This window comes from Umezawaea sp. NPDC059074 (assembly GCF_042738955.1).
GTDB lineage: Bacteria > Actinomycetota > Actinomycetes > Mycobacteriales > Pseudonocardiaceae > Umezawaea.
Map to the genome: position 1 here is coordinate 1 of NZ_JBHYHC010000059.1, position 23,766 is coordinate 23,766.

Consider the following 23,766-nt stretch of genomic DNA (forward strand, 5'->3'; position numbering starts at 1 on the left):
CCGAAATGCTGCCCACGCCCGACCAACGCTGGCTGAGCGTGCACGGTCATCGCTACACCAGCGAGCTGCGGTGCGCCGTGTTCTCACCGGGGGGCCTGAGGTGAGCGCACACACCACCTTTCGCTTCAGTTCCGGCTACCACCGGGTGATCGGTGCCGCGAGCGCGTCGGCGGTCGACTGCCTGCTTCGGAGTTGGTCGGCCAGGCGGTCGGTTTCGGCGGGTGTCGAGGGCGAGGTGTTGCTGAGGCCGCTGTGCCGGGCTGTCGGGCTGCGCAGGAAGCGTCGGACGACGGCGGTCAGCAGGCCTTCCGGCAGGTGGCCCAGGGTGGTGAGGGCGCGGGGGACCGGTGGGGTCGGCAGGGTGGCCAGGTTCTGCTTCGTCAGTCGGATCAGGGTGCGGATCGCGGCCGGGTCGTCGGCCAGCGCCTCGGGGCCGCCCGCGGCGTGGGCGGCTTGTTCCAAAGGGATCGTGAACGCGGCGTGCGTGGTGAGCCAGGCGTCCATGCGCGGGTCCGGCTTGGCGTTGATGCCGGCCGACCGGAACGTCCGCACGATCCGGTCCAGGCGTTCGGTGGTGCGGCCGTCGGGTTCGCCGATGGGCATCGGGACCTGGCGGGTGAGGGTGGTGGGCGTGCGGTAGCGGACCACGTCGCCGTCCATGGTGCCCCCTGCCGTGGGGAAGCCGAGCAGCACGCGCTCGTGGCCGATGACGTCGCCCAGCGGTCCCGCGCCCGCCGCCCAGTTGTGCAGGAACAGGACGTCGCCGTCGAGGTCGGCGAGTGAGGCCAGCACCGCGTCCACCTGGTGGGCGCGGACGAAGACGGTGGTCAGGTCGTAGTCGCCCGCCGGGTGGTCGACCACGGGGACCGGCACCTGCCGGATGACCGGGCTGTCGCCCTCGGCGAGTCGAACGCCGTGCGTGCGCAGGGCGGCCAAGCGGTCGCCCCGCGCGAGCAGGGAGACGTCGTGGCCCGCCTCGTGCAGGCGGACGGAGAACAGGGTGCCGAGGACTCCGGCGCCGTACACCAGCAGTTTCATGACGGCCAGCTTTCATTCATACGTTCGTTTGAATCAAACGTACGTATAGTCGGCACGCGTGGCAACCTCCGACACCCGCACCCAGATCCTCGACGCGGCCGAACGCCTCTTCGCCGAGCACGGGTACCGCGGCGCCTCGGTCCGGGCGATCACCGACCTCGCCGGGGCGAACCTGGCCGCCGTCGGGTACCACTTCGGGTCGAAGGCGGAACTGCTGGCGGCCGTCGTCCGGCGGGTGGTCGAGCCGATCTACACCGCGCAGGCCCGCGGGCTCGAACGGCTGCTCGCCGCGACCCCGGAGCCGGCGATCGCCGACCTGGTGGAGGTGTACGCGGGGCCCTTGTTCGACGCGATCCCCGCAGGTGAGGAGAGCGGGGCCCGGACGTCCCGGCTGATCATGAGGATCCTCGGCGACCCGGCCGAGGAGATGCGCGCCTGGACCGGCGAGGCCGAGGCCGCGATCCTGGACCGCTACCTGAAGGCGTTCGGGCGCGCGCTGCCCGGCCTGTCCCCGGAGGAGCTGTGGTTCCGGCTGCGGGGGATCCTCGCCGTGGCGGCCGCGGACCGCGTCGAGGTCCACAACCACCAGCCGCCGCTCCGGGGCGAGGCGGCCCGCGGCTGGGCGATCACCTTCCTGACCGCGGCGATGAGCGCCCCGCCGACCGGCGGCTGACGAGCCGCGGTTTTGCCCGTGGTCGAAACTGCTTCCGGACGGCCGCCGGGTGGAGCAGGGTCGACCGGTCGCCTGCTCCCGACCGGAATCCGGGGTCCCGCATGTCCCTGCCCAAGAAGGCCCTCCTGCTGCTGGCCTGCGTGGTGACGCTGTCGACCACCACGGTCGCGGGCGCCTACGCCGCGGCCGCGCCGACGACGCTGCCCGCCGACCAGTTCACCCTCCAGTCCGACTACCACCAGTACGACGCCCTCAACAGCGCCCTCGTGGGCAAGCTCGGGGTCGCGGCGGTGCACACGGTCATGGACAACGCCAACCACGAGAGGACGGGCATCACCGACTCGCTCGGGCTCGCGGGGTACAAGACCGGGTTCAAGTTCGACTCCGGCGACAACGGCGACTGCGCGAACTACCCGCAGGGCATCACCACCAGCCGGGACGCCGTGGGCACCGCGAACAGCGGCAACTACGACGGGCACCAGCTCGTGCTGGTCAGCTGGTACACCAAGGACGGCTGCGGCGGCGCGTCGTCGCGCAGCCGGATCACGCTCGTCGACTGGGACGCCACCTATCCGAACAAGTACCGCAAGATCCTCCTCGTCGAGCCCACGGGCACGACGGCCGCGCCGAACTTCAAGGACGTCACGGTCCACGCGGGCGGCGTCTCCTGGTACGGCGACTACCTCTACGTCGCCGACACCGGCCGAGGGATGCGGGTGTTCGACATGCGGAAGATCCTCAAGACCGACACGGGCGGGACCGCGGGCCAGATCGGCAGGCAGTCCGACACCACCTACTACGCCCACAACTACGCCTACGTCCTGCCGCAGATCGGCACGGTCACCGCGGCCACCACGTCCGGCACCGCGCTCAAGTGGTCGACGATCTCCCTCGACCGCCCGGCCAAGTCGATCGTCATGACCGAGTACACCTGCCAGGCCGACTGCACCGACTACCCGAACCGCGCCCCGCGCGCGATCCGCTTCCCGTTCGCCTCGGGCGCGACGACGTTCGCCGCCACGACCACGGCCACCGAGGCGCTGCGGCTGCCCTGGTACAACCTCAACGGCGTGGCCTCGCACAACTCGCGCTGGTGGTTCGCCTCGTCGGGGGCCAAGAAGCTGTACTACTGGGCGCCCGCGACCGGGCCCGCCACGCACAACTGGGTGGGCGGCGCGGAGAGCATCAGCTACTGGGAGGACACCACCGAGCCCGACCTGCTGTGGTCCCTCCAGGAGACCGTCGGCCACCGCAACGTGTTCGCCGTGGAGCAGGCGACCTACGGCTCGTGATCCCCGCTGCTACGGTCGTTCACCGTAAGGGGTACGTCATATCCGGACGGGGATGAACGGGCCACTTCCGGACGTTGTCCTGGGTGAACACCGAGCAGAGGAGTATCACCGTGACGGAGAAGGCTGTTCTGGCGGGCGGCTGCTTCTGGGGCATGCAGGACCTGTTCCGCCGCCACCCCGGAGTCGTGTCGACCCGCGTCGGCTACACCGGCGACCCCGGCACGCCCAACGCCACGTACCGCCGCCACGGCAACCACGCCGAGGCCATCGAGATCGTGTTCGACCCCGAGCTGCTGAGCTACCGCCAGATCCTGGAGTACTTCTTCCAGATCCACGACCCGTCGACCCGCAACCGCCAGGGCAACGACATCGGCGCGGGCTACCGCTCGGCGATCTTCTACGAGACCGATGAGCAGAAGCAGGTGGCCGAGGCGACCATCGCCGACGTCGACGCGTCCGGCAAGTGGCCGGGCAAGGTCGTCACCGAGGTCGCCCAGGCGAGTGCGTTCTGGGAGGCCGAGCCGGAGCACCAGGACTACCTGGAGCGCTACCCGAACGGCTACACGTGCCACTACGTGCGGCCGGAGTGGCAGCTCGGCGAGCGCTGACAGTCGGGTGAACGGGGCCGTCCGACGGGACGGCCCCCGTTTCGCGCAGGTCAGGACCCGTGCCGTTGACGCGGGGGATCGAGGAGTTCGGCGAGGAGCGTGCGCACGCGGCGGTCGATGTCGTCGCGGATCGGGCGGACGGCGTCCACGTCCCGGCCCGCGGGGTCGTCGAGGGCCCAGTCGAGGTACCGCTTGCCGGGGAAGACGGGGCAGGTGTCGCCGCAGCCCATGGTGATCACGACGTCGGCGGCCTCGACGTCCGCGTGGGACAGCTTCGTCGGCACCTCGGCGGTGATGTCCAACCCCAGTTCGGCGAGTGCCTCCGCGGCGGCCGGGTTGACCCGCTCCGCGGGCTCCGAGCCCGCCGACCGGACCGCGACCCGGCCCAGCGCGTAGTGCTGGAGGAACGCGGCCGCCATCTGCGACCGGCCCGCGTTGTGCACGCAGACGAACAGCACCTCGGGGGTCTTGCTCACCGTTGTCCTCCTCCAAGCGGCCGACTGCCGAGCATCATCCACGGTGTCGCGGACGCCCGCGTGGTTCCCCCGATCCGGGGTGGTTCGGGCTGAGCGGGTAGCACCTGACGATCACCCGCGATGTCCTCCTTGTGGATCGACAGCGGGTTTTCCTCAGCTACTCCCGGCGGGACTTCGCGTTCGCCGAGGCCTTGGCGGCCACGTTCGAGCGGCAGGGCGGGGTGGAGCCGTGGTTCGACGCGCAGCGGCTCGATCCCGGCACGGACTGGGGCGCGACGATCGACGCGGCCATCGACCGGACCGACGTGCTGGTGCTCGTGGCGTCCAGGACGGCGCTGGAGTCGTCCTACGTGACCGACGAGTGGCGGCGCGCGCTGGCCGCGGGCAAGACGGTCCACGTGTGCCTGGTGGGCCCGGTCGTGCTGCCGGAGGAACTGGCGGGGTGTCCGGTGCACGACCTCCGCAGCCGGTTCTGGCGGAACGCGCGGATCGTGGGCGAGCTGATCGCCGCCGGGGAGACGCCGTCCGTCGCGCGGGTGCGGCCGCCGTCGTTGTTGCCCGCACCGGTCTTCGCGCTGCTCGCCACGTGCCTGGCGATCGTGGTGGCGTTGCCGCTGGCCGTGCGGGACGCCGTGCTGCCGGGCGAGGCGGAGCGGGTGGACGTGACGCCGCTCGCCGTCGGGCTGAGCATGGCGATGGTGGCGACGGCGGTGTCGTTGCTGGTCGTGGCGGCCCGCGTGCCCTGGCGGCGCACCAAGTCGTCCGCGATCAGCTACAACCTGGGGTTCACCGCCCTCTACGGCTACTTCCTGCTCAACGAGGCCCTGACCGTGACCGCGCGGTCCGACGCGCAGGTCGGGTACGGAGCGGCCCTGCTGGTGGCCGGTGTGGTGGGCGGCGCGCTGATGACCCGGTCGCGCAGCGTCTACCTGTGGATGCCGACGGGCGAGGGCTACTACCAGGTGCGGCAGCGGATCCTCGGTCTCCCGGTGCGCAGGCGAAGGCGTGGCCGGGTGGTCAACCCGAAGTTCTCCTATCAGTGGGAGCCCTTCGCCCGTGAGCTGGCGGCGGTGGGCGGCGACGACGTGACGGCGTTCGAGGTGCGGAGCGACCACGGCGACGAGCGGATCGCGCGGGCGATCTCGGCCGCGTGCGTCGCGGCGGGTCTGGTGGAGCGGGCCGGGCCGGACAGCTGGGTGCTGCGGCTGGTCAGTTCGAAGACCGACTACGCGGGGGTGAGCCGGGAGGTGGCGGAGCTGGGGACCAGGGTGGTCTGCGTGCTCGTCGACAGCCTGCGCCTGCCGGAGGACAGCGTCGAGCTGCGGCAGCGGCAGTGGCTGGACTTCCGCCAGCAGACACCGGAGGGCCTGTACAACCTGCTCCGGCTGATCCGGGGCCTCGGGCGCGACGGCATGGACTCCGCGCCGATCCCGCTGGCCCCCGGCGTGTCCCGGATCCCGTTCGTGGCCCACGGTTTCGCCGTCGCGACGCGCACGCACCTGGTGTGCGTCGGGGCGTTCTCGCTCGGGCTGCTCGCGGCGGCGCCGTCGATGGCCGTGATCGCGGTCGGCCTCGTGTCGCTGGTCCCGATGGCGATGCTGTGGTGGCTGCTGAGGGAGACCGTCGGCCGGACGGTCACGGCCAAGCAGTTCCGCGCCGTCATCGGCCTGCTCGGAGCGTCCGTGCTGCTGTGGACCGCGGCTCTGGCCGTGCTGCACCCGGCGTTGGCCATCGTCGGTTTCCTGGAACTGTTCGTGGTGTTCACGAGCTTCGCCCGGCCACTGAGGCAGCTGCCCCGGACGTGGCTGCCGGAGTCGACGACGGGCAGCAGGGCCGAGCTGGTCCGGCCGCCGGTGTTCACCCCGGAGCTGGCCCCGACCGCGGCGATGATCTTCGGACTGGCCGCGGTCCTCCCGTCCTTCCTGCCGTGAGCCGCCCAACCCCGCTCTACCGGGGTCGGGCGGCTCACGGTGTCAGGCGTACCGGGAGAGCCCGCGGGCCACGTCCACGGGCGAGGGCATGGCCGCTACCTCGGCGGCCATCGCCTTGACCGCCGCCGCCACGGCCTCGTCGGTGAGCAGGCGGCGCGCCTTGGCCGTGACCACCTCGGCCGTGAGGTCGGCGGCGAGCACCTGGTCGCCGAGACCCGCCGCCGTCACCACGTCGGCGTTGCTGAACTGGTCCGCGCCCTGCGGCAGGACCAGGTGCGGCACGCCGGTGGCGAACGTGCCCATCGTGGTGCCCGCGCCGCCGTGGTGCACCACGAGGTCGGTGTGCGGCAGGATGTCGGCCTGCGGCAGCCACTGCCGCACGACGACGTTGTCCGGGGTGTCGCCGATCGCCTCGGCCGCCACGCTCGGGCCCGCCGACACGAGCACCCGGACGTCCAACGCCGCCAGGCCCGCGATGGTCGTGCGGAGCACCCCGATGTTGCCGAACGCCGTGCCCATCGTCAGGTACACCAGCGGTTTCCGGTGTTCGGGCACCCACGACGGCAGCTCGCCGGGCTCGGAGAACGGCACCGGCCGCAGCGGGACCACCACGGTCGGCGAGACGGGGAACTCCGGGTCCTGCACGGACGGCGGGCAGATGTCGAGGTAGGGGTTGCCCAGCGGCATCAGGTCGCCGTCCGGCAGGTCGACGCCGAGGTCCGCGGCGACCTCGGCGAGGTGGGCGCGCAGGACCTCGGGCGGACCGGTGGGCCGCCACATCCGGCCGAACGAGTGGCAGACCGCCGGCACGCCCGCGACCTTCGCCGCCAGCCCCGCGCCGGGGTTGGCCAGCTCGTGCACGACCAGGTCCGGCTTGCGGTCGACGATGATCGGCGCGAGGTCCGCCGCGCACCGGCGCGGCAGGATCGAGCCGAACACCCTCGACACCCGTTCCGGCCGGAAGTCGGGGGATCTTCTGGCCGAGGGGCCCGCGTTGGCGAGTTCGAACGCCTCGAGCATGTCCATGCCGCCCGGCACGTGGTCGACCCCGTACCGGGTGATGGCGCTCGCGAACTGGGCCGTGGTCGCGAAGGTGACGTCGTGGCCCACCTCGCGGGCGGCGATCACCAGCGGTAAGAGCGGGAAGGTGTGGCCGTGGGAACCAAGGCTGGAGAAGAGGATGCGCACCCGGAAGAACGTAGCGACTTCACCCGTCCGGAATAAGCGCCCACCCGGACGCAGAGGTCTGGACCTCAGAGCCAGCCGCGGCGTTCCGCCAGGCACCCCGCCTGGAACCGGGTGGACGCGCCCAGCTCGGTCATCAGGGCCTGGATGCGGCGGAACGCGGTCCGGGTGCTCCAGCCGTTCGCGTGCGCGATGGCGGTGTCGGTCAGACCCGCCATCATCATCGCCAGCAGCGACCGGGTCTCCTCGTCCTGCCGGGTGTCACCCGCGATGGCGTCGAGCGGCACGGCCTGGGCCCACTCGCCCTCGAACAGGGCTTCGAGCGCGGTGAACAGCGGTGACCGCCGGACGAGGTAGGCGACCTGGAGGCCGCTCCTGCTGAGGTCGAACGGGATGAGGGCGTCCTGGTCGTCGCGGATGATCAGCTTGAGGGGCAGGCTCCGCCGCGTGCGGGCGAGTTCGCCGCCGCGCACGGCGGGCAGGATGTCGGTCTCCAGTTTCTCCGGCCACGTCAGCGCGTCCTGGCTGTAGATCACCCGGTGCACGACCCCGTCGTTCTGGTGCCGGGCGATCTGCGCCTGGGTGTTGCGGGCCGCGCCCTGCCCGCCGGGGCTCTCGTAGTACGGCGGGGTGTCGAACACGCGGACCTGGTGGCGCGCCTCGGATTCCAGGTGCTCCACGGCCGCGGCGATCGTCTCCCGGTCGGTCAGCTGCTCGATGACGAGCTCGGGGCTCGTCCGGTTCGCGCTGCGGTGGATCTCCGACAGCGAGTGCACCTTCGCGCGGGCCGCGCTCAGCTCCCGTTCCCGCTGCTGCACGAGCTGGTGGATCGCGATGTCCGGGGGAGCGGCGAGGTAGCGGGGCGGGCGGCCCGAGCGGGTCACCAGGTGCTTGGCGACCAACGAGGTGAGGATCCGGGGCAGCGGGCCCGCCGGGACCCCCAGGTGGTCGGCGAGCGCGGCGACGGTCGATCCGGGCTGGGCGACGAGCGCCTCGTAGACCCGCTCCTCGTCAGCGGACAGCCCCAGCACGGCGAGTTCCACGCGGCAGTTCTACCCGACGTGTCGAGGTTGTGCCAAGTGGCAGTGAGCAGCCGGCGGAACCCTTGTGACCGGGGGGAGCCACCTGGCACTGTTCGGCCGATCCGGCGTGGCAGCGTGGCCCGCTCTCCCCCTGTGCAGACAAGGACTCCCGCAGTTGAGAACTCCCCGCAGTCGCCGGGCCGCGGCGGTGGTCGTGTGCCTCACGACCCTGCTCGCCTCGGTCTCCGCCACCGGACGGGCGTCGGCCGCTCCCGCCGGGACACCGGACCCCACCGTCCCGTCGACCCGGACCGTCACGCTGATCACCGGTGACGTGGTCACCGTCCGCTCGACCGGGACGATCTCGGTCGTCGGGCCGGACGGCGGGCCCGCGAACGCGCGGATCCTGGAATCGGCGGGGGACGTGTACGTCTACCCGAACTCGGCCTTGTCCTTCGTGGCCAAGGGGAAGCTCGACCGGCGGCTGTTCGACGTGACGGACCTGATCGCCGACGGCTACGACGACGCCCACCGCGCCGACCTGCCGCTGATCGTCTCCTACGAGCCCCGGTCGGGGTTCCAGGCGACCGCCGCACCGGAAGGCGCGACGGCGGTCCGGATCTTGGCGAGCGTCGACGGCGTCGCGGTCACCGCGGACCACGCGCGGGCGCGGGACTTCTGGGCCGCCGTGACGGGCGGGACGACGTCGTTCGTGGCGGGCGGCACCCCGTCGTTCGCCAACGGCATCAAGCAGATCTGGCTCGACGGCAAGGTGTACGCGGACCTCGCCGAGTCCACGGCGCAGATCGGCGCGCCCGAGGTCTGGGCGGGCGGTGACACCGGGCAGGGCGTCGACGTCGCGGTGCTGGACACGGGCGTGGACGAGACGCACCCCGACCTGGCGGGCCGGGTCGTCGAGTCCCGCAGCTTCGTCGAGGGCGAGGACGTCGCCGACCTCCACGGCCACGGGACGCACGTCGCCTCCACCATCGTCGGCTCGGGCGCCGCGTCCGGCGGCGTCGAGAAGGGCGTCGCCCCCGGCGCGCGCCTGCACGTCGGCAAGGTGCTGTCGAACTCCGGGTCCGGCAGCGACTCCGAGATCCTCGCGGGCATGGAGTGGGCCGCGGTCGACGCGCACGCGAAGGTCGTGAACCTGAGCCTGGGAACCAGGGAGCCCTCCGACGGCACGGATCCCATGTCCCAGGCGGTGAACCGGCTCAGCGCGCAGACGGGCGCGCTGTTCGTGATCGCGGCGGGCAACTCCGGCGGCGCGGGCACGGTCGGGTCGCCCGGCGCGGCCGACGCGGCCCTCACCGTGGGCGCGGTCGACGGCGGCGACCACCTCGCCGACTTCTCCAGCCAGGGCCCGCGCGTCGGGGACGGAGCGCTCAAACCGGAGATCACCGCACCCGGTGTCGACATCCTCGCCGCCCGGTCGCAGCGCGCCCCGGAGGGATCGGGTTTCTACCAGTCGCTCAGCGGGACGTCGATGGCCGCGCCCCACGTGGCCGGAGCCGCCACGCTGCTCGCCGCGAAGCACCCCGACCTCACCGGGGCCCAGCTCAAGGACTTGCTCACCAGCACTGCCAAGCGGACGCCCGAGTACAGCGCTTTCCAAGCGGGCAGCGGACGGGTGGACGCGGCTGCCTCCACCCGTGCCGGGGTCTTCGCCTCGGCCACCGCGTACGCCGGGCAGGACGGGCCGAACGCGGTCCAACGGCCGGTGACGTACACGAACCTCGGCGCGACGCCGGTGACCCTCTCCCTGTCGCTCGCCGCGCCCGCCGGGGTCTTCCGGCTCTCGGCCGACCGCGTCACGGTCCCCGCGCACGGCACCGCCGCCATCACCCTGACCATCGACCCGAAGGCCGCGCCCGCCGGGTCCGACGGCGTGAGCGGCCAACTCCTCGCCACCGGACCGGACGGCGTGGTCCACACCGCGGTCTCGCTCGGCGCGATCAGCCACCTGATGACCATCAACGTCAAGGACGCGACCGGACAGCCCGCCAACGCGTTCGTGATCCTGCTGCGGGCGGGCGACCCGACCCCGATCCCCGTCCCGGTCGAGGGCAGCGTGAGCTTCTACCTGCCGAACGACCAGTACTCCGCCCTCGGCTACCTGGTCGTGCCCGGCGTCCACGGCCCGAGGTCGCAGGGGTTGGCGCTGCTCGGCGACCCGGACATCACCTTCGACGGCGACCGCACGGTCACCCTGGACGCCCGCCAGGTCCGGCGGGTCGACGAGACCACCCCGCAGACCGCCGTTCCCACCTACCTGCGGCTTGAGTACTCCCGAACGCTCCACGAGGACGGCCGCTGGCACGACTTCGCCCTCTCCGACACCGGCTTCGACAGCCTGTGGGCGCAGCCGCGCGGCAAGGTGGCGCACGGCGACTTCACCCTCGGCGCGCGCTGGCGCAAGGAGCAGCCCGCGCTGGCGGTGTCCGTGCGAGGGGACGACTACACCGACGTCCTGCGCCAGGCGGGCGTCACGCCGTTGAAGGCGGGGGAGCGGACGCTGCCCCTCGTCTTCGGCGGTGACGGGGCGAGCTTCACGGGCGTGCGCGGCAAGGCGGTCGTCGTGCGGCGCACCGCGTCGACCACGCCGGTCGCGCTGGCGAAGGCGGCGGCCGACGCGGGAGCCGCGCTGCTGCTCGTGGCCAACGACCGGCCGGGGCGGCAGAGCCTGTTCTTCGGGGAGGACGGGGCGCACCCGAGCCCGATCGACGTCGGCCTCCTCAGCCCCGACGAGGGCGAGAAGCTCATCGCCCAGGCCCGCAAGGGCGGTGCCACGCTGCACGCCGAGTCGCACCCGACGCCGTCCTACCTCTACGACCTCATGCACACCTGGCACAACGACCTGCCGTCGAGCCTGGTCGTCCAGGCCACGAAGAGGAACCTCGTCCGGATCGACCAGACGTTCGCGGGCGCTCCCGGTCGTGGCGAGGAGTGGCGGTACGACTTCCCGGCCTACTCGGAGTGGGGGATCGGCAACTACGCGCCGCTCGCCGTCGGCACCCGCCGCACGGACTGGGTCAGCACAGACGGCGCGAACCGCTGGGGCCACGAGGCCACCGACGGGGTGCTGAACTCCTGGGGAGTGCGCCGGAAGTACGCCCCTGGCACCGTCCTGACCGACGACTGGTTCACGCCCGTGCAACGCCCGTACCTCAACAACAACTACCTCGGGGCGACCCGCACGGGCGACCAGATGCGGATCGACGTGCCGGGGTACGGCAACGCCGACCACTCGGGCGCGATGCAGGACTGGCAGCACGCGAGCCAGACCACCACGCTGTTCCAGGGCGATCGGCGGGTGGCGAGCAGCAGCGGCGGTCTGGTGATGAACCCGACGGTCTCCACGGCCACGCCGCAGCGGTATCGCTTGGTCGTCGAGAACCGGCGTGACGCGGCGGTCAACCGGTACTCGTCCGCCACGACGACGACGTGGGCGTTCACCTCGGCCGCGCCGAAGGTCGACGGGCAGCGGGATCTCCTACCCCTGCTCCAGATCCGCCTCGACCTCCGGCCCGACGAGTCCGGCACGGTGGCCCGCGACACCGCGTTCGGCGTCACCGTCGAGCAGCGCGCGCCCGTCTCGGTCGGCCTGACCGACGTGGCGGTCGCGGGCGGCGGCAAGCCGGGTGCGCCTCGGGTCGAGGTGTCCTACGACGACGGCACGACGTGGAAGAAGCTGAACGCCGACCACCGGGGCGGGTTCCGGCTCGACGCGCCCCGGAAGGCGGCTTTCGCCTCCCTGCGGGTGACCGGGACCGACTCGGCCGGGAACTCGGTGGAGCAGACGGTGATCCGCGCGGTCGGCCTCCGCTGACCGGGGGGTGCGGCCCGTCCCAGGACGGGCCGCACCTCGTCAGGCAACTCGAAGCGTCGCGATCTCCCACGGCCGCAGGGACAGCGTCAGCGCGCCGTCCGCCACCGGGACCTCCTCGCCGGGCCGTCCCAGCAGGTCGACCCGCCGCGCGGCGGTGAACGGGCCGCGCACGACGGTGGTCGCCGGGTCGGGGGACTGGGCGACCACCCGCAGTTCCAGCGCGCCCTCGCGGCGGCGGAGGCTCGTCAGCACCGCGCCCTCGACGGACAGGCCCGTGGCGGTGGCGAGCGCCGTGTCCGGGTCACCCTCGCCGAGTGCCGGGTGCACCGGGTGGCGATAGCGTTCGGCGTGGGCCAGGAGCGCCGCGTCCTGCCAGTCGCCCGCGTGCGGCTGGACGGCGAACCGCACGGTCGTGACACCGATCTGCTGGGCCAGGGGCGTCGGGATCTGCGGGCCCGCGGGCTCCTCGCGGTACGGGTGCACGTTGCGGCTCAGCTGGCCGCTGGTCCGCAGCACGGTCACCGCGAGGGCGTCGTCCAGCAGCTCGTACTCGCACGCTTGCGTGAGCAGCACGCCAGCGCCACCCGCGTCCACGAAACCGTGGGCCGGGAACGTCGGCGTGGGGTGCTCGCTGAACCCGCCCTCGGCCGTCCGCCCGCGTTCGACGACCGCGAACTGCCCCTCCGCGTGCGACGTCGTCGCCGGGCGGGCCAGCGGGACGTGGCAGCGCACCCGGTGGTCGCGCGACCGGTTGTCGATGGTGAGGTCCAGGCGCGCGAACGGTTCGCCCGCGCGGAGTTCGACGTCCATCCGCACCGTGCCGGTCACGCGGGCCGTGGTGCGGCTGTCCTCGTCCCAGTCCACCGCTTCCGGCCACGAGTAGGTGCGGGTGATCGACACCGTGGAGCGCAGCGGCCCCGACAGTCCCGGCTCCACCACGACGAGGTCCGGCTCGGTGACCAGGGTGTTCCGCCACGGCGGCGCGTAGTTGTAGAGGTCGCCCCGGTCGCCGCCGTCCACGATCGCGCCGACGCCGTCGAGCACCGTGCCGTCGGCGGAGGTGAGCCGGAGCGTGCCGTCCTCGCGCACCTCCACCGTCAGCAGGCCGTTCGACAACGAGCCCTCCGTCGGAGCGTCGGCCCGCACGACGCGCGCCGACGTCCAGCCCAGCGGGGGCACGTCCACCAGGCCCGTCACCACGGCACGGGTGGCCTGCGTGATGCGAATCGTCCACGACCCGGTCCGGCCCACGATCGCCGCCCGCACCGCCTCGACGTCGAACGGCGCCTCGCCGCCGTGCCGCGCGACCCCGAACTCCAGCACGCGGGCCTCGGGATCGCAGCGCCAGCCGGTGATCTCCTGGCCGAACAGCTCACGGCCGTGGACGCGCGGCAGGAACAGCGCGAGGTCCTCGCCGGTCGCGGTCTCCTCGTGCAGCGCCGGGTCGGTGCGCGACTCGACCTGCGCGGGCAGGAGCGTGCCGTCCGGCATCTCCACCGCCACCGACGGCCAGTCGTCCGGCACCTCCACCTCCACCGTCACGAGGTCGCGCCGCCGTTCGGGACTCGGGTTCACCGCGAGGAAGGCGTCGCGGGACACCGACCGCGCCAGGCGGCCGACGACCCGGTCGCGCACGGCCTGCCCGAGGTGCGCGGCCTCGCTGATCCGGGCGAACACCTGGGTCGCCGTGTCGTCCACACCGCAGCCGGTCACCGAGTCGTGGCCGGAGGCGTCGACCAGCCGCCACCACGCCAGGTCCAGGAACCGGGCGGGCCACTCGGCCGACCACAGCGCGGCGAACGGCTCGGCGTAGCGCTCGACGAGCCGTTCCGCCTCGGCCATCACCTGCTTGAGCTGCGGGCGGATCGACAGCACACCGGGCAGGATGTTCGCGGCGGCGTGGCTGCGCAGTTCCCCGATCACCACCGACGTCGGCTCGCTGGCGGCGACGGCCGCGACGTAGTCGCCGAGCGTGGCGATGCGGACGTCGACCTGCGCGGGGTCGAGGTCCGCCACGAGCTTCACCAGCGACCCGACCGGCGCGGAGTGGTCCGTGCCGTACATCGCGAGCACCGGGTCGTCGCCGAACCGCCCGCGCTCGCGGTGGCCCAGCGCCGTCATCCGCTCGGCGAAGAAACCGGGGTCGGACAGCACGTACGCGGCGTTGCCGTAGCCGTGCGCCAGGTACTCGGTGCGCACCGAACTGCCGTCCGGCGCGGTCCAGCGGAACGCGTGACCCTCCACACCGGACGGGACACCGCGCCACAGGCACGCGTGCTCGAAACCCGCCGCTGCGAGGATCTGCGGCATCTGCGCGCAGTGGCCGAACTCGTCGGGGAGGTAGCCGACGCGCATCGCCCCGCCCAGGTCCTCCGCCCGCGCCCAGCCGATCTCCAGGTTGCGCACGATGTTCTCGCCCGACACCAGGAACTCGTCCAGGAGGATCTGCCACGGACCGACCGCGAGCCTGCCCGCCGCGACCAGCGCGGCCACCCGGTCCCGGTTCTCCGGCCGGACCTCCAGGTAGTCGTCCACGGCCGCCATCTGGCCGTCGAGCGTGAAGCGGAAGCGCTCGTCGGCCTCCGCGCGGTCGAGGACCTCGTCGAGCAGGTCGACCAGGCGCAGGCGGAACCGCTGGAACGGCTCGTACCACTCGCGGTCCCAGTGCGTGTGCGGGACCAGGCGGACTTCGGGGACACCGGCCATCGTGCGGGACTCCTCGGGGATCAGGGCAGGACGGTGAAGGTGAGCGAGAAGCTCGCCTTCTGGGCGCGCAACCGGTATTGCGGCAGCACACCGGGACCGCACGACGCGGTGCCGAGGCCGTGCTGGGCGAGGTCGAGGGTGAGATGCACGAACTCGTCGGGTTCGAGGTCCGTGGTGTGCCGGGCGGCGTCGAGGTGCTCGCTGGTCCAGCGGCGGGCGGTGAAGTCGACCACCGGCTCGCCGTCGACCCGGATCCCGCGATCGCCCGAGGACAGCTCCACCCAGCGCGCGTCGACGCGGTTGCCGTTCTCCTGCGGGAAGACGTACGGCGTTTGCAGGTCGTCCACAGTGGACGAGAAGCGTCCGACGCGGGCCGCCTGACGGCTGTCGGGGTACGCCTCGCCCGGCCCGCCGCCGAACCACTCGACCGCGTCCAGGTCGCCCGGCAGTGCCATCCGCAGCCCCAGTCGGGGCAGGGTGCACGGCCACTCGCCGTCGGGCGTCACGTCCACGCGCAGCCGCAGCCGGTCGCCGTCGGAGGTCCAGTGGTAGTCGGCGAGCATCCCGAAACCGCGGGCGGGCGGGGCCACGCGGGTCCGCACGACGATCGACGTCTCCCCGACCTCCACGTCGGCCACGCGGTGCTGGAGCCGGTGCAGCCCGGCGTCCGCCCACGCGGTGGCCTCGGGGGAGCCCGAGCCCCGGTCGTTGTCCGTCGTCGCCCGCCACAGGTCCAGGCGCGGACCCCGCACCGGCACGCCGCCCACCGCGGTGAGCAGGCCGGTGGCCGGGTCGAACACGCCCCGCCCGAGCGTGAGCGCGCCCGCGGTGGCGACGACCCGCGCGGTGGCCACGAGCGGCGTGCCCGCGACGGCCTCCACGACCGGGATCTGCCCCCACGCCAGCACGTGTCCGGCGCTCGCCCACGCGGTGTCGTCGGCGAGCACGGCCCGCACGGTCAGCAGGCCCTCACCGCTCGCCCGCGGCACCTCGGGCAGCGCCACGTCGACGTGCTCGCTCGGTGCGATCGGCGGCACGGTCAGCTCACCCGACGCCAGTTCCACGCCGTCGTCCTCGTACACCCACTCGAACCGCAGGTGTTCCGACGACGTGTGGTCGTAGAAGCTCGTGACGCGGACGCCGTGCGCCGACCCGGTGATCCGCACCGGCTCGAACACCTTCGCGAACTCCAGCAGCCCCGGCGACGGGGTGCGGTCGGGGAACACGAGGCCGTCGATGACGAAGTTGCCGTCGTGCAGGGGTTCGCCGAAGTCGCCGCCGTAGGCGAAGTACGCGCGGCCGTCGTCGTCCCGCCGCGCGAGGCCGTGGTCGATCCACTCCCAGACGAACCCGCCCTGCACGTTCGGGTAGCGCTCGAACAGCTCGCGGTACTCCAGCAGGCCGCCCGGCCCGTTGCCCATGGCGTGGGCGAACTCGCACAGCACGAACGGCAGGTCCCGGCGGACCTCGTTGGCGTCCTCGCGGCGGCCGATCCGGTCGACCTCCTCGTGGGAGGCGTACATGCGGCTGTGCACGTCGACGTACTCGCACTCCGCGTCGCCCTCGTAGTGCACCGGCCGGGACGGGTCGCGCCGCCGCGTCCAGTCCGCCATCGCGGCGAGGTTGCGCCCGGTGTGGGCCTCGTTGCCGAGCGACCACAGCACGATCGACGGGTGGTTCTTGTCCCGCTCCACGGTGCGGCGCATACGGTCGAGGTAGGCGTCGGTCCAGCGCGGGTCGTCGCTCGGGTTGCCCGCCCAGCCCAGCTCGGCGAACCCGTGCGTCTCCAGGTCGCACTCGTCCACCACCCACAGGCCGTGGGTGTCGCACAGGTCCAGGAAGTGGGGGTCGGGCGGGTAGTGGCTGGTGCGCACGGCGTTCACGTTGTGGCGCTTCATGAGTTCGACGTCGGCGAGCGCGAACTCCCGCGGCACCGCGCGGCCGGACTCGGGGTGGTGCTCGTGCCGGTTCACGCCGCGGAACACCACCCGCGCGCCGTTGACCAGCAGCACCCCGTCCTCGATCGAGACCGTGCGGAACCCGATCCGCACGGGCACGCGCTCGGTCGCCGTGTGCACCTCGCCCTGGTAGAGCCGGGGGCGTTCCGCGCTCCACGGCTCGACCGGGACCCGGATCGCCTGCCCCGCCGGGACGTCGTGGACGCCCAGCTCCGGCACGGTGACCAGCACGTCGCCCGGCGCGGTCACGGACAGCGCGCCGAGGCCCGTGGTGTGGTCGTAGTCGGCGTGGACCTGGTAGTCCGCGACCCCGCCGCGCGGCCGTGACAGCAGCGCCACGGAGCGGAAGAGGCCGGACAGCCACCACATGTCCTGGTCCTCCAGGTACGAGCCGGAGGACCACTGGTGCACCCGGACCACGAGGACGTTGCCGCGCGGGCGGAGCAGGTGGCCGACCTCGAACTCGGTCGGCAGCCTGCTGCCGCGGGTGACGCCGATCTCGGTGCCGTTGAGCCAGATCCGGCCGCACGAGTCGACGCCGTCGAACCGCAGCGCGGTCGGCTCGTCCGGCCAGTCCTCGGGCAGGTCGAACGCCAGCCGGTGGTCGCCGGTCGGGTTCTCCGACGGGACCAGCGGCGGCCGCACGGGGAACGGGTACCGCACGTTGGTGTACGCGGGCGACCCGTGCCCCTGGAGCTGCCAGTGGCCTGGCACGGTGACGGTGTCCCAGTCGGTGTCGTCGAAGTCGACGGCCCCGACGTCCTCCGGGGCCGCGGCGACCGACGGCGAGAGCCGGAAGCGCCACGTCCCGTCCAGGCTCAGCGACGCCGCGTCGGAGGCGAACGCGGCGCGCGGGGGCAGCGCGCCGGTGCCGGGGGCCAGGTCCTCGACGTACGGGGGTGGTGGCATGTGCTTCGACGAACCCTTCGGAGGTGTCAGCCCTTGACGGCGCCTGCGGCGACGTTGCGGATGAAGTGGCGGGAACCGATGAGGAACACGACTACCAGCGGCACGATCGCGACGAGCGTGCCCGCCATGACGATCGCGTAGTCCTTGAGGTAGGCGCCGTTCAGCATCGACAGGGCGACCTGGAGCGTCACGTGGTTCGAGTCGATGAGCACGACCAGCGGCCACAGGTAGTCGTTCCAGGTGTTGACGAACGTGAAGATGCCGAGGAACGCGAGCGCGGGCCGCAGCACGGGAAGCCCGATCAGGAGGTACGTGCGGAAGAAGCCCGCGCCGTCGACCCGCGCGGCCTCCAGCAGCTCGTCCGGGATCGCGCCCTTCGCGTACTGGCGCATCCAGAAGATGCCGAAGGCGTTGGCGGCGGCCGGGACGATCAACGCCTTGAGGTCGCCGACCCAGCCGATCTTCGCCATCAGCGTGAACTGGGGGATGGCCGCGAGCTGGGTGGGCACGACGAACGTGGCCAGCAGGATGCCGAAGAGGACGTTGCTGCCGGGGAAGTCGTACTTGGCGAACGTGAAGGCGGCGAGGGAGTCGAAGAACAGCACCAGGAGCGTGGTGGCGACCGCGACGACGAGGGTGTTCAGCACCGACCCGAACAGGTCGACCTTCGAGAAGACCTCGCGGAGGTTGTCGAACAGCTTGCCGCCGATGGCGAAGTTGGGCGGCACGGAGAAGATGTCCGCCGTGGTGTTCGAGGCCATCACCACGAGCTGGTAGTACGGGAAGAGCGTGATGAGCGCTCCCACGGCGAGCGCGCCGTAGGTGAGGACGGCGCCGGGCTTCGCTTTCACCGGCCCGCTCCCTTCGTGTCGGGGGCGCCGCGCTCCGGCCGTTGCACGAGCCGCCAGTTGAGGACCGAGAACACGACGACGACCACGAAGATGCCCCACGCGATGGCCGCGCCGTAGCCGAAGTCGTTGTCCGCGAACGCGGTGTTGTAGAAGTAGAGGACCATCGTCAGGCCGCCGCCGTCCGCGCCGCCGCGGTTGCCCAGCAGCACCTGGGACTCGGTGAAGATCTGGAGGCCGCCGATCGCGGACATCACGACCGAGAACAGGACCATCGGGCGCATCAGCGGCAGCGTGACGCGGAAGAACGTCTGCACGGGCCCCGCGCCGTCGAGCTTGGCCGCCTCGAACACCTCCCGCGGCAACGCTTGGAGCCCGGCGAGGAAGATGATCGCGTTGTAGCCGGTCCACCGCCAGACGATCATGATCGAGAGGGCGGAGCGGATCGCCCACGGGTCGTTGAGCCACTGCACGGGGTCCACGCCGACGAGGCCGAGGAACCAGTTGAGCACGCCGAACTCGTTGGAGAAGAACGAGCCGAACACCAGCGACATCGCGACGATCGACGTGACGTTCGGCAGGAAGTACGCGACGCGCAGCACGCCCTTGTGCCGCACCGACGAGTTGAGGCCGAGCGCGACGAGCATCGCCAGCACCAGCATCGGGATCGTCGACATCACCCAGATCAGCAGGGTGTTGCCGATCGAGTCCCAGAACACCGAGTCGGAGAGCAGGAACGCGAAGTTCTCCAGGCCCACGAACTTCATCGGGCCGACGCCGTCCCAGCGCTGCAACGACAGGAACAGCGAGTACAGCACGGGGTAGAGCCCGAAGACGGCGAAGAGGACGAAGAACGGCGCGATGGCCAGGTACTGCGGGAGGTGGCGCCACCTCTTGCGGCTGCCCGCGTTCACCCGGCGTTGCGGGGCGGGCGCCTCCCGGCTCGTGGTGGGGATCGTGGCGGTCACGCGAGCACCCCCTGGCGGCGCAGCAGGCGTTCGACGAGCCGGTTGGCGTCGTCCCAGGCGCGGTCGGGGTCCTTGCCCGCGGACTCGACGTTGGTCAGCTCGTCGGTGTAGGTGTCGCTGATGGTGATGTCGAACGGCGAGAAGTAGACCGCCGGGACCTCCTTCGCCACCGCGCCGAACACCGACATCGTGGACTGCCCGCCGAAGAACTCCTCGGGCTGGAGCAGTTGCGGGTCGTCGTAGACGGCGGGGCTGGAGGGGAAGAGGCCGAGTTCCAGGTAGGTCCGCGGCTGGTTCTCCGGTCCGAGGATCCACTTCACGACCTCGTACGCGCCCTGCGGATCGGGGCAGTACTTCGTGATCGCGAGGAACGAGCCGCCCTGGTTGCCGGGACCGCCGGGCGGGCGGCACAGGTGCCAGTTGCCGGAGGTGTTGGGCGCGGCCTGCTTGAGCGACCCGGTGATCCAGGAGGCGCTGACGAAGCTCAGCTCCTTGCCGGTGCTCCACGCCGCGTTGCGGTCGATCGAGTCGCCGGACGAGCTGGCGTTGCCCGCGTACCCGGCGGTGAGGCCCATCCGGAACGCCTGGACCGCGCGGTCCCACGCCCGCCGCACCTGCGACTGGTCGGACAGGTACCGGTTCTGCTTGTCCAGGTACTTCTTCGACTCCTGCGCCAGCGAGTAGGTGAACACCGTCTTGGTGTCGGTGATCATGTACCGGCCGGGCAGCTTCTCCTGCGCCCGCTTGCCGAACTCGAAGTAGTCGTCCCAGGTGGACACCGCGGCGGCGACCTCGTCCGGCTCGCTCGGCAGCCCGGCCTCGCGGAACAGGTCGTGCCGGTAGTACAGCGCCGCGGGCCCGATGTCGATCGGGAAGCCGAGCTGGACGCCGCCCGGCGTGCGGCCCGCCTGCCACTTCCAGTCCAGGTACCGGCCCTGGTCCTGCTGCGCGCCGACGGTGTTGAGGTCGACGAACCGGTCGGCGGCGGCGAAGTAGGTCGAGATGTCGTCGCCGATCATGGTGATGTCGGGCAGGTACGCCTCACCGGACAGCGCGGCCAGCAGCCGCTGCTTCAGCTCGCCGCTCACCTTGGACGGGACCAGGTGCCGCTCGGGGAAGCGGGCGACCGCCTCGCCGAGCACCTTCTCCGACAGCCCGTTCGACGAGTACCAGAGCGTGAGCTTGCCGGGGTTGGCCGTGGTGGGGCTGGTGCACGCTCCCACGCCGAGGGCGGTCGCGCCCAGCGCGGCCGTCACGGCGAGGAAGCCGCGTCGAGTCAACGTCATCGGGGACCCTCCGTGCAGGGCCGTGAACGCTCCCGTGAGCGTTCACGGCGTGCTCAGGAGCATGCGGCGAACGGGTGATTCCTGTCAAGGGTGAGTCAGGCCGATTCGCGCACGAGCAGCGCCGCGTGCAGCACGAGGTCCTCGGCCGTCCCGCCGTCGATCAGGCGTCCGACCTGCTCTATCGCGCTCGCGCCGATCTCCCTGGTGTCGAGCGCGACGGTCGTGAGCGCGGGGTCCACGACGGTGCCGAGCTGGAGCCCGTCGAACCCGATCACGGCCAGGTCGGCGGGCACGGCCAGCCCGCGCTTGCGGGCGGAGCGCAGGGCCCCGATGGCGATGATGTCGTTGAACGTGAAGACCGCCGTCACGCCCGGTTCGCGGTCCAGGAGCCCGGTCAGCGCGACCGCGCCGCCGTCGACCGACTGGACCGCGGGCGCGACCGCGTCCGCGGCCAGGCCGTGGGCCTCCATCGCGGCGGCGAACCACTCACGCCGGACGCTCGGCTCGGCGCGGCCCGCGTGGTCCAGCATCCCGATCCGCCGGTGGCCCGCCGCCACGAGGTGGTCGATCGCCTGCCGCACGCCGAGCGCGCCGTCGATGCTGATGGAGCCGAACCGGGCGATCCGGTGCTCACGCCCTATGAGCACGACCGGCATGCCCGCCGTGTGCTTGTCCAGTTCGGCCTCGGTGAGGCTGAAGTACCCGACCACCGCGTCCACCTGCGCGCCGATCGCCTCCAGCGTGCCGCGCTCCTCGTCGACGCTGTCGGCCGTGTCGTACACGACCACGTGCCACCCCCGACCGCGCGCGGCCTCCAGTGCCGCCGCCGCGACCTCCGTGAAGAACGGGTTCAGCAGGTCGGGGATCACCAGCCCGATGGTCGTGGTGTCCTGCCGCACCAGCCCCCTGGCGAACCGGCTGGGCCGGTACCCGAGGTCGCGAGCGGCGTCCAGGACGCGCTGCTTGGTGGCGCCGTCGATCTCGCCCTTGTCGTTGAGCGCCCGCGACACCGTCTGCCGCGACACCCCGGCGACCCGCGCGACGTCGTTGATCGTCACCCGCTTCGTCTCCGACGTCACCTTGATCGCCTCCCTCTTGGGGGAGTATGCCCGGCGAGACCCCGCACGGCGTGCACGAGGGGCGATCGTCACGGGCCCGGTTCGACCGCCTCCGGCAAGCGGGGGAGCAGCAGGCCCTTCGGCGGGGTCGGCCACTCGTCGAACACGGGTGGGGCGGTGTAGTTGTCGGTGTCCACTTCGGAGAGGTCGACCTCGCCGCCGGTGAACTTCGCGCCGCGGAACGACACCGCGGCCCCGGTGAACTCCGCGCCCTCGAAGCGGAGGCGGCCGCCGCTGAACTCGGCTCCCGCGAAGCTCACCTCGCCACCGGCGAACTCCGCGCCGCCGAACCAGACCTCGCCACCGCTGACGCGCATCCCGTCGAACGCCGTCCGCCCGCCGGGGAAGCGGGCCAGGCTGAGCAGGAGCCTGCCGCCGGTCACCTCGATGCCCGCGAAGTCCGCCGCGCGCAGCACCGCCCGGACCAGGTTGAACTCGTGGCCGTGCCAGCCGACCGGAGCGCCGGGGCGGAGGTGGTCGCTGATCACGCTGGTGATCGAGAGCCGCACCTCGGTCTCCTCGTCGTGCCGCCAGTGCGACGCCAGGTCGGGCTCGTAGGGGATGCGCAGGTACGCGCACAGCACGTCGATGCACACCTGCCGCTGCTCGGGCCACTCGTCGGCGAGGCTCGCCATGGCGTAGACGCCCGCGAGCCGGACGGTCGGCACCTCGTGGCCGATCTGGGAGCACGCGCTCGCGAAGCGCTCGTTCAGCACCTTGACGTGCGCGCGGGCCTCGGCCACCTCGCCGATCCGCTGCTTGCGGTAGGCGACCACCAGCGCCACGACCCCGCCGACCCCCGCCACCACCGACAACGCGATCTTGACGATGTTCAGCCTGGTGTCCGTGGTCGGCGCGGCGGGCAGGCCCAGCGCCAGCCACAGCAGCGCGGCCGCGGCGGCGAACACGCCGAGTCCGATCAGGACCACCGCGACCACGTGCGTCCTGATCGGCCACAGCTCGGAGGTCCTGGCACGGGTGGGGTTCGTCGGAGCCACGGGCGGAATCCTAGGACGCCACGCGCGCCTCGCGGGGCCGTTCCGGACCGGATGCCGGCATCGTGGGGCCGTGAGCGACGAACGGGCGTTGGTGCTGGGCGGCGGTGGGGTCACCGGGATCGCCTGGGAGATCGGGCTGGTGCACGGGCTGGCCCGCGCGGGCGTGGACCTGAGCGGCGCGGACCTGCTGGTCGGGACGTCGGCGGGGTCCGTCGTCGCGGCGCAGTTGGCGAGCGGCGTGCCCCTGGAGGAGCTGTACGCGGGGCAGTTGCGCACGCCGGAGGGGGAGATCCCCGCGCGGCTCGGCTACGGCATGGTGCTGCGGTACTTCGCCGCGTTCGCGCTGCCGGGGACCGCGGAGCGCAAACGGGCCCGCCTCGGCCAGGCGGCGTTGCGGGCGCGGACGGTGTCCGAGGCGGAACGGCGGGCGGTGTTCCAGGGCAGGCTCGCCGAGCGCGGGTGGCCGGAACGCCCGCTGCGCGTCACGGCCGTGAACGCCGAGGACGGGTCGTTCGCCGTGTTCGACCGGGACAGCGGAGCGCCGTTCCTCGACGCCGTGGCCGCGAGCTGCGCCGTGCCGCTGGTGTGGCCGCCGGTCACCATCGACGGCCACCGCTACATGGACGGCGGCATGAGGTCCGTCGCCAACGTCGACCTGGCCAAGGGCTACCGGCGGGTCGTGGTCCTCGCACCGGTCACGAGCGCGTTCAGCCGGGCGGGCCGCCCGGGCACGCAGCTCGCCGCGCTGGACGCGCGGTCGATCCTGCTGAGCCCGGACGACGCGGCGCGGAAGGCCATCGGCCGCAACGTCCTCGACCCCGCCCGCCGGGCGGTCGCCGCCGAAGCGGGTCTGGCCCAGGGAACGGCGGTCGCGGACGCCGTGCGGGCCGTGTGGAGCTGACGGCCCCGACGTGGTCG

Annotated in this window: 17 protein-coding genes; 6 read left to right on the top strand and 11 right to left on the bottom strand. The window is 72.4% G+C overall.

Features of this window, described 5'->3' with window-relative positions:
* Positions 1–135: 135 nt before the first annotated feature.
* On the bottom strand, positions 136–1,038 hold the full coding sequence (locus ACFWW9_RS25320; RefSeq protein WP_390382708.1) for a 2-dehydropantoate 2-reductase N-terminal domain-containing protein: 903 nt from the start codon (positions 1,036–1,038) through the stop codon (positions 136–138).
* 58 nt (positions 1,039–1,096) lie between these two features.
* Between ACFWW9_RS25320 and ACFWW9_RS25325 the strand changes: the two genes are divergently transcribed.
* The 3 genes from ACFWW9_RS25325 to msrA all read left to right on the top strand — a co-directional run bounded on the left by ACFWW9_RS25325 (position 1,097) and on the right by msrA (position 3,611).
* The gene (locus tag ACFWW9_RS25325) at positions 1,097–1,711 is read left to right on the top strand and encodes a TetR/AcrR family transcriptional regulator (protein ID WP_390382711.1); all 615 of its coding nucleotides are present in this window, start codon (positions 1,097–1,099) and stop codon (positions 1,709–1,711) included.
* A 101-nt stretch (positions 1,712–1,812) separates the two neighbouring features.
* A complete protein-coding gene (locus ACFWW9_RS25330) occupies positions 1,813–3,003 on the top strand; it encodes a hypothetical protein (RefSeq protein ID WP_390382714.1) in 1,191 nt (396 codons plus the stop codon).
* Between the two features lie 110 nt (positions 3,004–3,113).
* Positions 3,114–3,611 carry a peptide-methionine (S)-S-oxide reductase MsrA gene (msrA, locus tag ACFWW9_RS25335; protein ID WP_390382717.1) on the top strand — a complete coding sequence of 166 codons (498 nt, stop codon included), beginning with the start codon at positions 3,114–3,116 and terminating at the stop codon, positions 3,609–3,611.
* Between the two features lie 50 nt (positions 3,612–3,661).
* Here msrA and ACFWW9_RS25340 read toward each other — a convergent pair whose 3' ends face one another.
* Positions 3,662–4,087: a low molecular weight phosphatase family protein gene (locus tag ACFWW9_RS25340; RefSeq protein ID WP_390382721.1), complete on the bottom strand. Its 426-nt coding sequence runs from the start codon at positions 4,085–4,087 to the stop codon at positions 3,662–3,664.
* Positions 4,088–4,218: 131 nt separating this feature from the next.
* Here ACFWW9_RS25340 and ACFWW9_RS25345 point away from each other — a divergent pair, with 131 nt between their 5' ends.
* Entirely contained in the window at positions 4,219–6,018 is a 1,800-nt protein-coding gene (locus ACFWW9_RS25345) for a toll/interleukin-1 receptor domain-containing protein (RefSeq protein WP_390382724.1), read from the top strand.
* A gap of 42 nt (positions 6,019–6,060) precedes the next feature.
* Here ACFWW9_RS25345 and ACFWW9_RS25350 read toward each other — a convergent pair whose 3' ends face one another.
* Positions 6,061–7,206: a glycosyltransferase gene (locus tag ACFWW9_RS25350; RefSeq protein ID WP_390382727.1), complete on the bottom strand. Its 1,146-nt coding sequence runs from the start codon at positions 7,204–7,206 to the stop codon at positions 6,061–6,063.
* A gap of 65 nt (positions 7,207–7,271) precedes the next feature.
* The gene (locus ACFWW9_RS25355; RefSeq protein WP_390382730.1) at positions 7,272–8,246 is read right to left on the bottom strand and encodes a helix-turn-helix domain-containing protein; all 975 of its coding nucleotides are present in this window, start codon (positions 8,244–8,246) and stop codon (positions 7,272–7,274) included.
* A gap of 154 nt (positions 8,247–8,400) precedes the next feature.
* Here ACFWW9_RS25355 and ACFWW9_RS25360 point away from each other — a divergent pair, with 154 nt between their 5' ends.
* The gene (locus ACFWW9_RS25360; protein WP_390382733.1) at positions 8,401–12,057 is read left to right on the top strand and encodes a S8 family serine peptidase; all 3,657 of its coding nucleotides are present in this window, start codon (positions 8,401–8,403) and stop codon (positions 12,055–12,057) included.
* A 39-nt stretch (positions 12,058–12,096) separates the two neighbouring features.
* On the opposite strand, the gene ACFWW9_RS25365 is transcribed toward ACFWW9_RS25360, so the two are convergent.
* From ACFWW9_RS25365 to ACFWW9_RS25395, 7 genes are all read right to left on the bottom strand, one after another.
* Positions 12,097–14,763 carry a glycoside hydrolase family 38 C-terminal domain-containing protein gene (locus ACFWW9_RS25365; RefSeq protein WP_390382736.1) on the bottom strand — a complete coding sequence of 889 codons (2,667 nt, stop codon included), beginning with the start codon at positions 14,761–14,763 and terminating at the stop codon, positions 12,097–12,099.
* A 20-nt stretch (positions 14,764–14,783) separates the two neighbouring features.
* Complete coding sequence (locus tag ACFWW9_RS25370; protein ID WP_390382738.1) at positions 14,784–17,630, bottom strand: glycoside hydrolase family 2 TIM barrel-domain containing protein; 2,847 nt, start codon at positions 17,628–17,630, stop codon at positions 14,784–14,786.
* Between the two features lie 26 nt (positions 17,631–17,656).
* A complete protein-coding gene (locus ACFWW9_RS25375; RefSeq protein ID WP_390382741.1) occupies positions 17,657–18,481 on the bottom strand; it encodes a carbohydrate ABC transporter permease in 825 nt (274 codons plus the stop codon).
* Positions 18,478–19,446, bottom strand: coding sequence for a carbohydrate ABC transporter permease (locus ACFWW9_RS25380; protein ID WP_390382744.1), 969 nt, complete (start codon positions 19,444–19,446; stop codon positions 18,478–18,480). Before ACFWW9_RS25380 ends, ACFWW9_RS25375 begins: the two co-directional genes overlap by 4 nt.
* Complete coding sequence (locus ACFWW9_RS25385) at positions 19,443–20,732, bottom strand: ABC transporter substrate-binding protein (protein ID WP_390382747.1); 1,290 nt, start codon at positions 20,730–20,732, stop codon at positions 19,443–19,445. Before ACFWW9_RS25385 ends, ACFWW9_RS25380 begins: the two co-directional genes overlap by 4 nt.
* 95 nt (positions 20,733–20,827) lie before the next feature.
* Positions 20,828–21,811 carry a LacI family DNA-binding transcriptional regulator gene (locus tag ACFWW9_RS25390; protein ID WP_390382750.1) on the bottom strand — a complete coding sequence of 328 codons (984 nt, stop codon included), beginning with the start codon at positions 21,809–21,811 and terminating at the stop codon, positions 20,828–20,830.
* Positions 21,812–21,879: 68 nt separating this feature from the next.
* The gene (locus ACFWW9_RS25395; RefSeq protein WP_390382753.1) at positions 21,880–22,848 is read right to left on the bottom strand and encodes a pentapeptide repeat-containing protein; all 969 of its coding nucleotides are present in this window, start codon (positions 22,846–22,848) and stop codon (positions 21,880–21,882) included.
* Between the two features lie 70 nt (positions 22,849–22,918).
* Between ACFWW9_RS25395 and ACFWW9_RS25400 the strand changes: the two genes are divergently transcribed.
* Complete coding sequence (locus tag ACFWW9_RS25400; RefSeq protein ID WP_390382756.1) at positions 22,919–23,749, top strand: patatin-like phospholipase family protein; 831 nt, start codon at positions 22,919–22,921, stop codon at positions 23,747–23,749.
* Positions 23,750–23,766: the final 17 nt, after the last annotated feature.

Coding starts and splice junctions, on each gene's coding strand:
- ACFWW9_RS25320 (WP_390382708.1), bottom strand. CDS start 1,038: ATGAAACTGCTGGTGTACGGCGCCGGAGTCCTCGGCACCCTGTTCTCC.
- ACFWW9_RS25365 (WP_390382736.1), bottom strand. CDS start 14,763: ATGGCCGGTGTCCCCGAAGTCCGCCTGGTCCCGCACACGCACTGGGAC.
- ACFWW9_RS25330 (WP_390382714.1), top strand. CDS start 1,813: ATGTCCCTGCCCAAGAAGGCCCTCCTGCTGCTGGCCTGCGTGGTGACG.
- ACFWW9_RS25370 (WP_390382738.1), bottom strand. CDS start 17,630: ATGCCACCACCCCCGTACGTCGAGGACCTGGCCCCCGGCACCGGCGCG.
- ACFWW9_RS25385 (WP_390382747.1), bottom strand. CDS start 20,732: ATGACGTTGACTCGACGCGGCTTCCTCGCCGTGACGGCCGCGCTGGGC.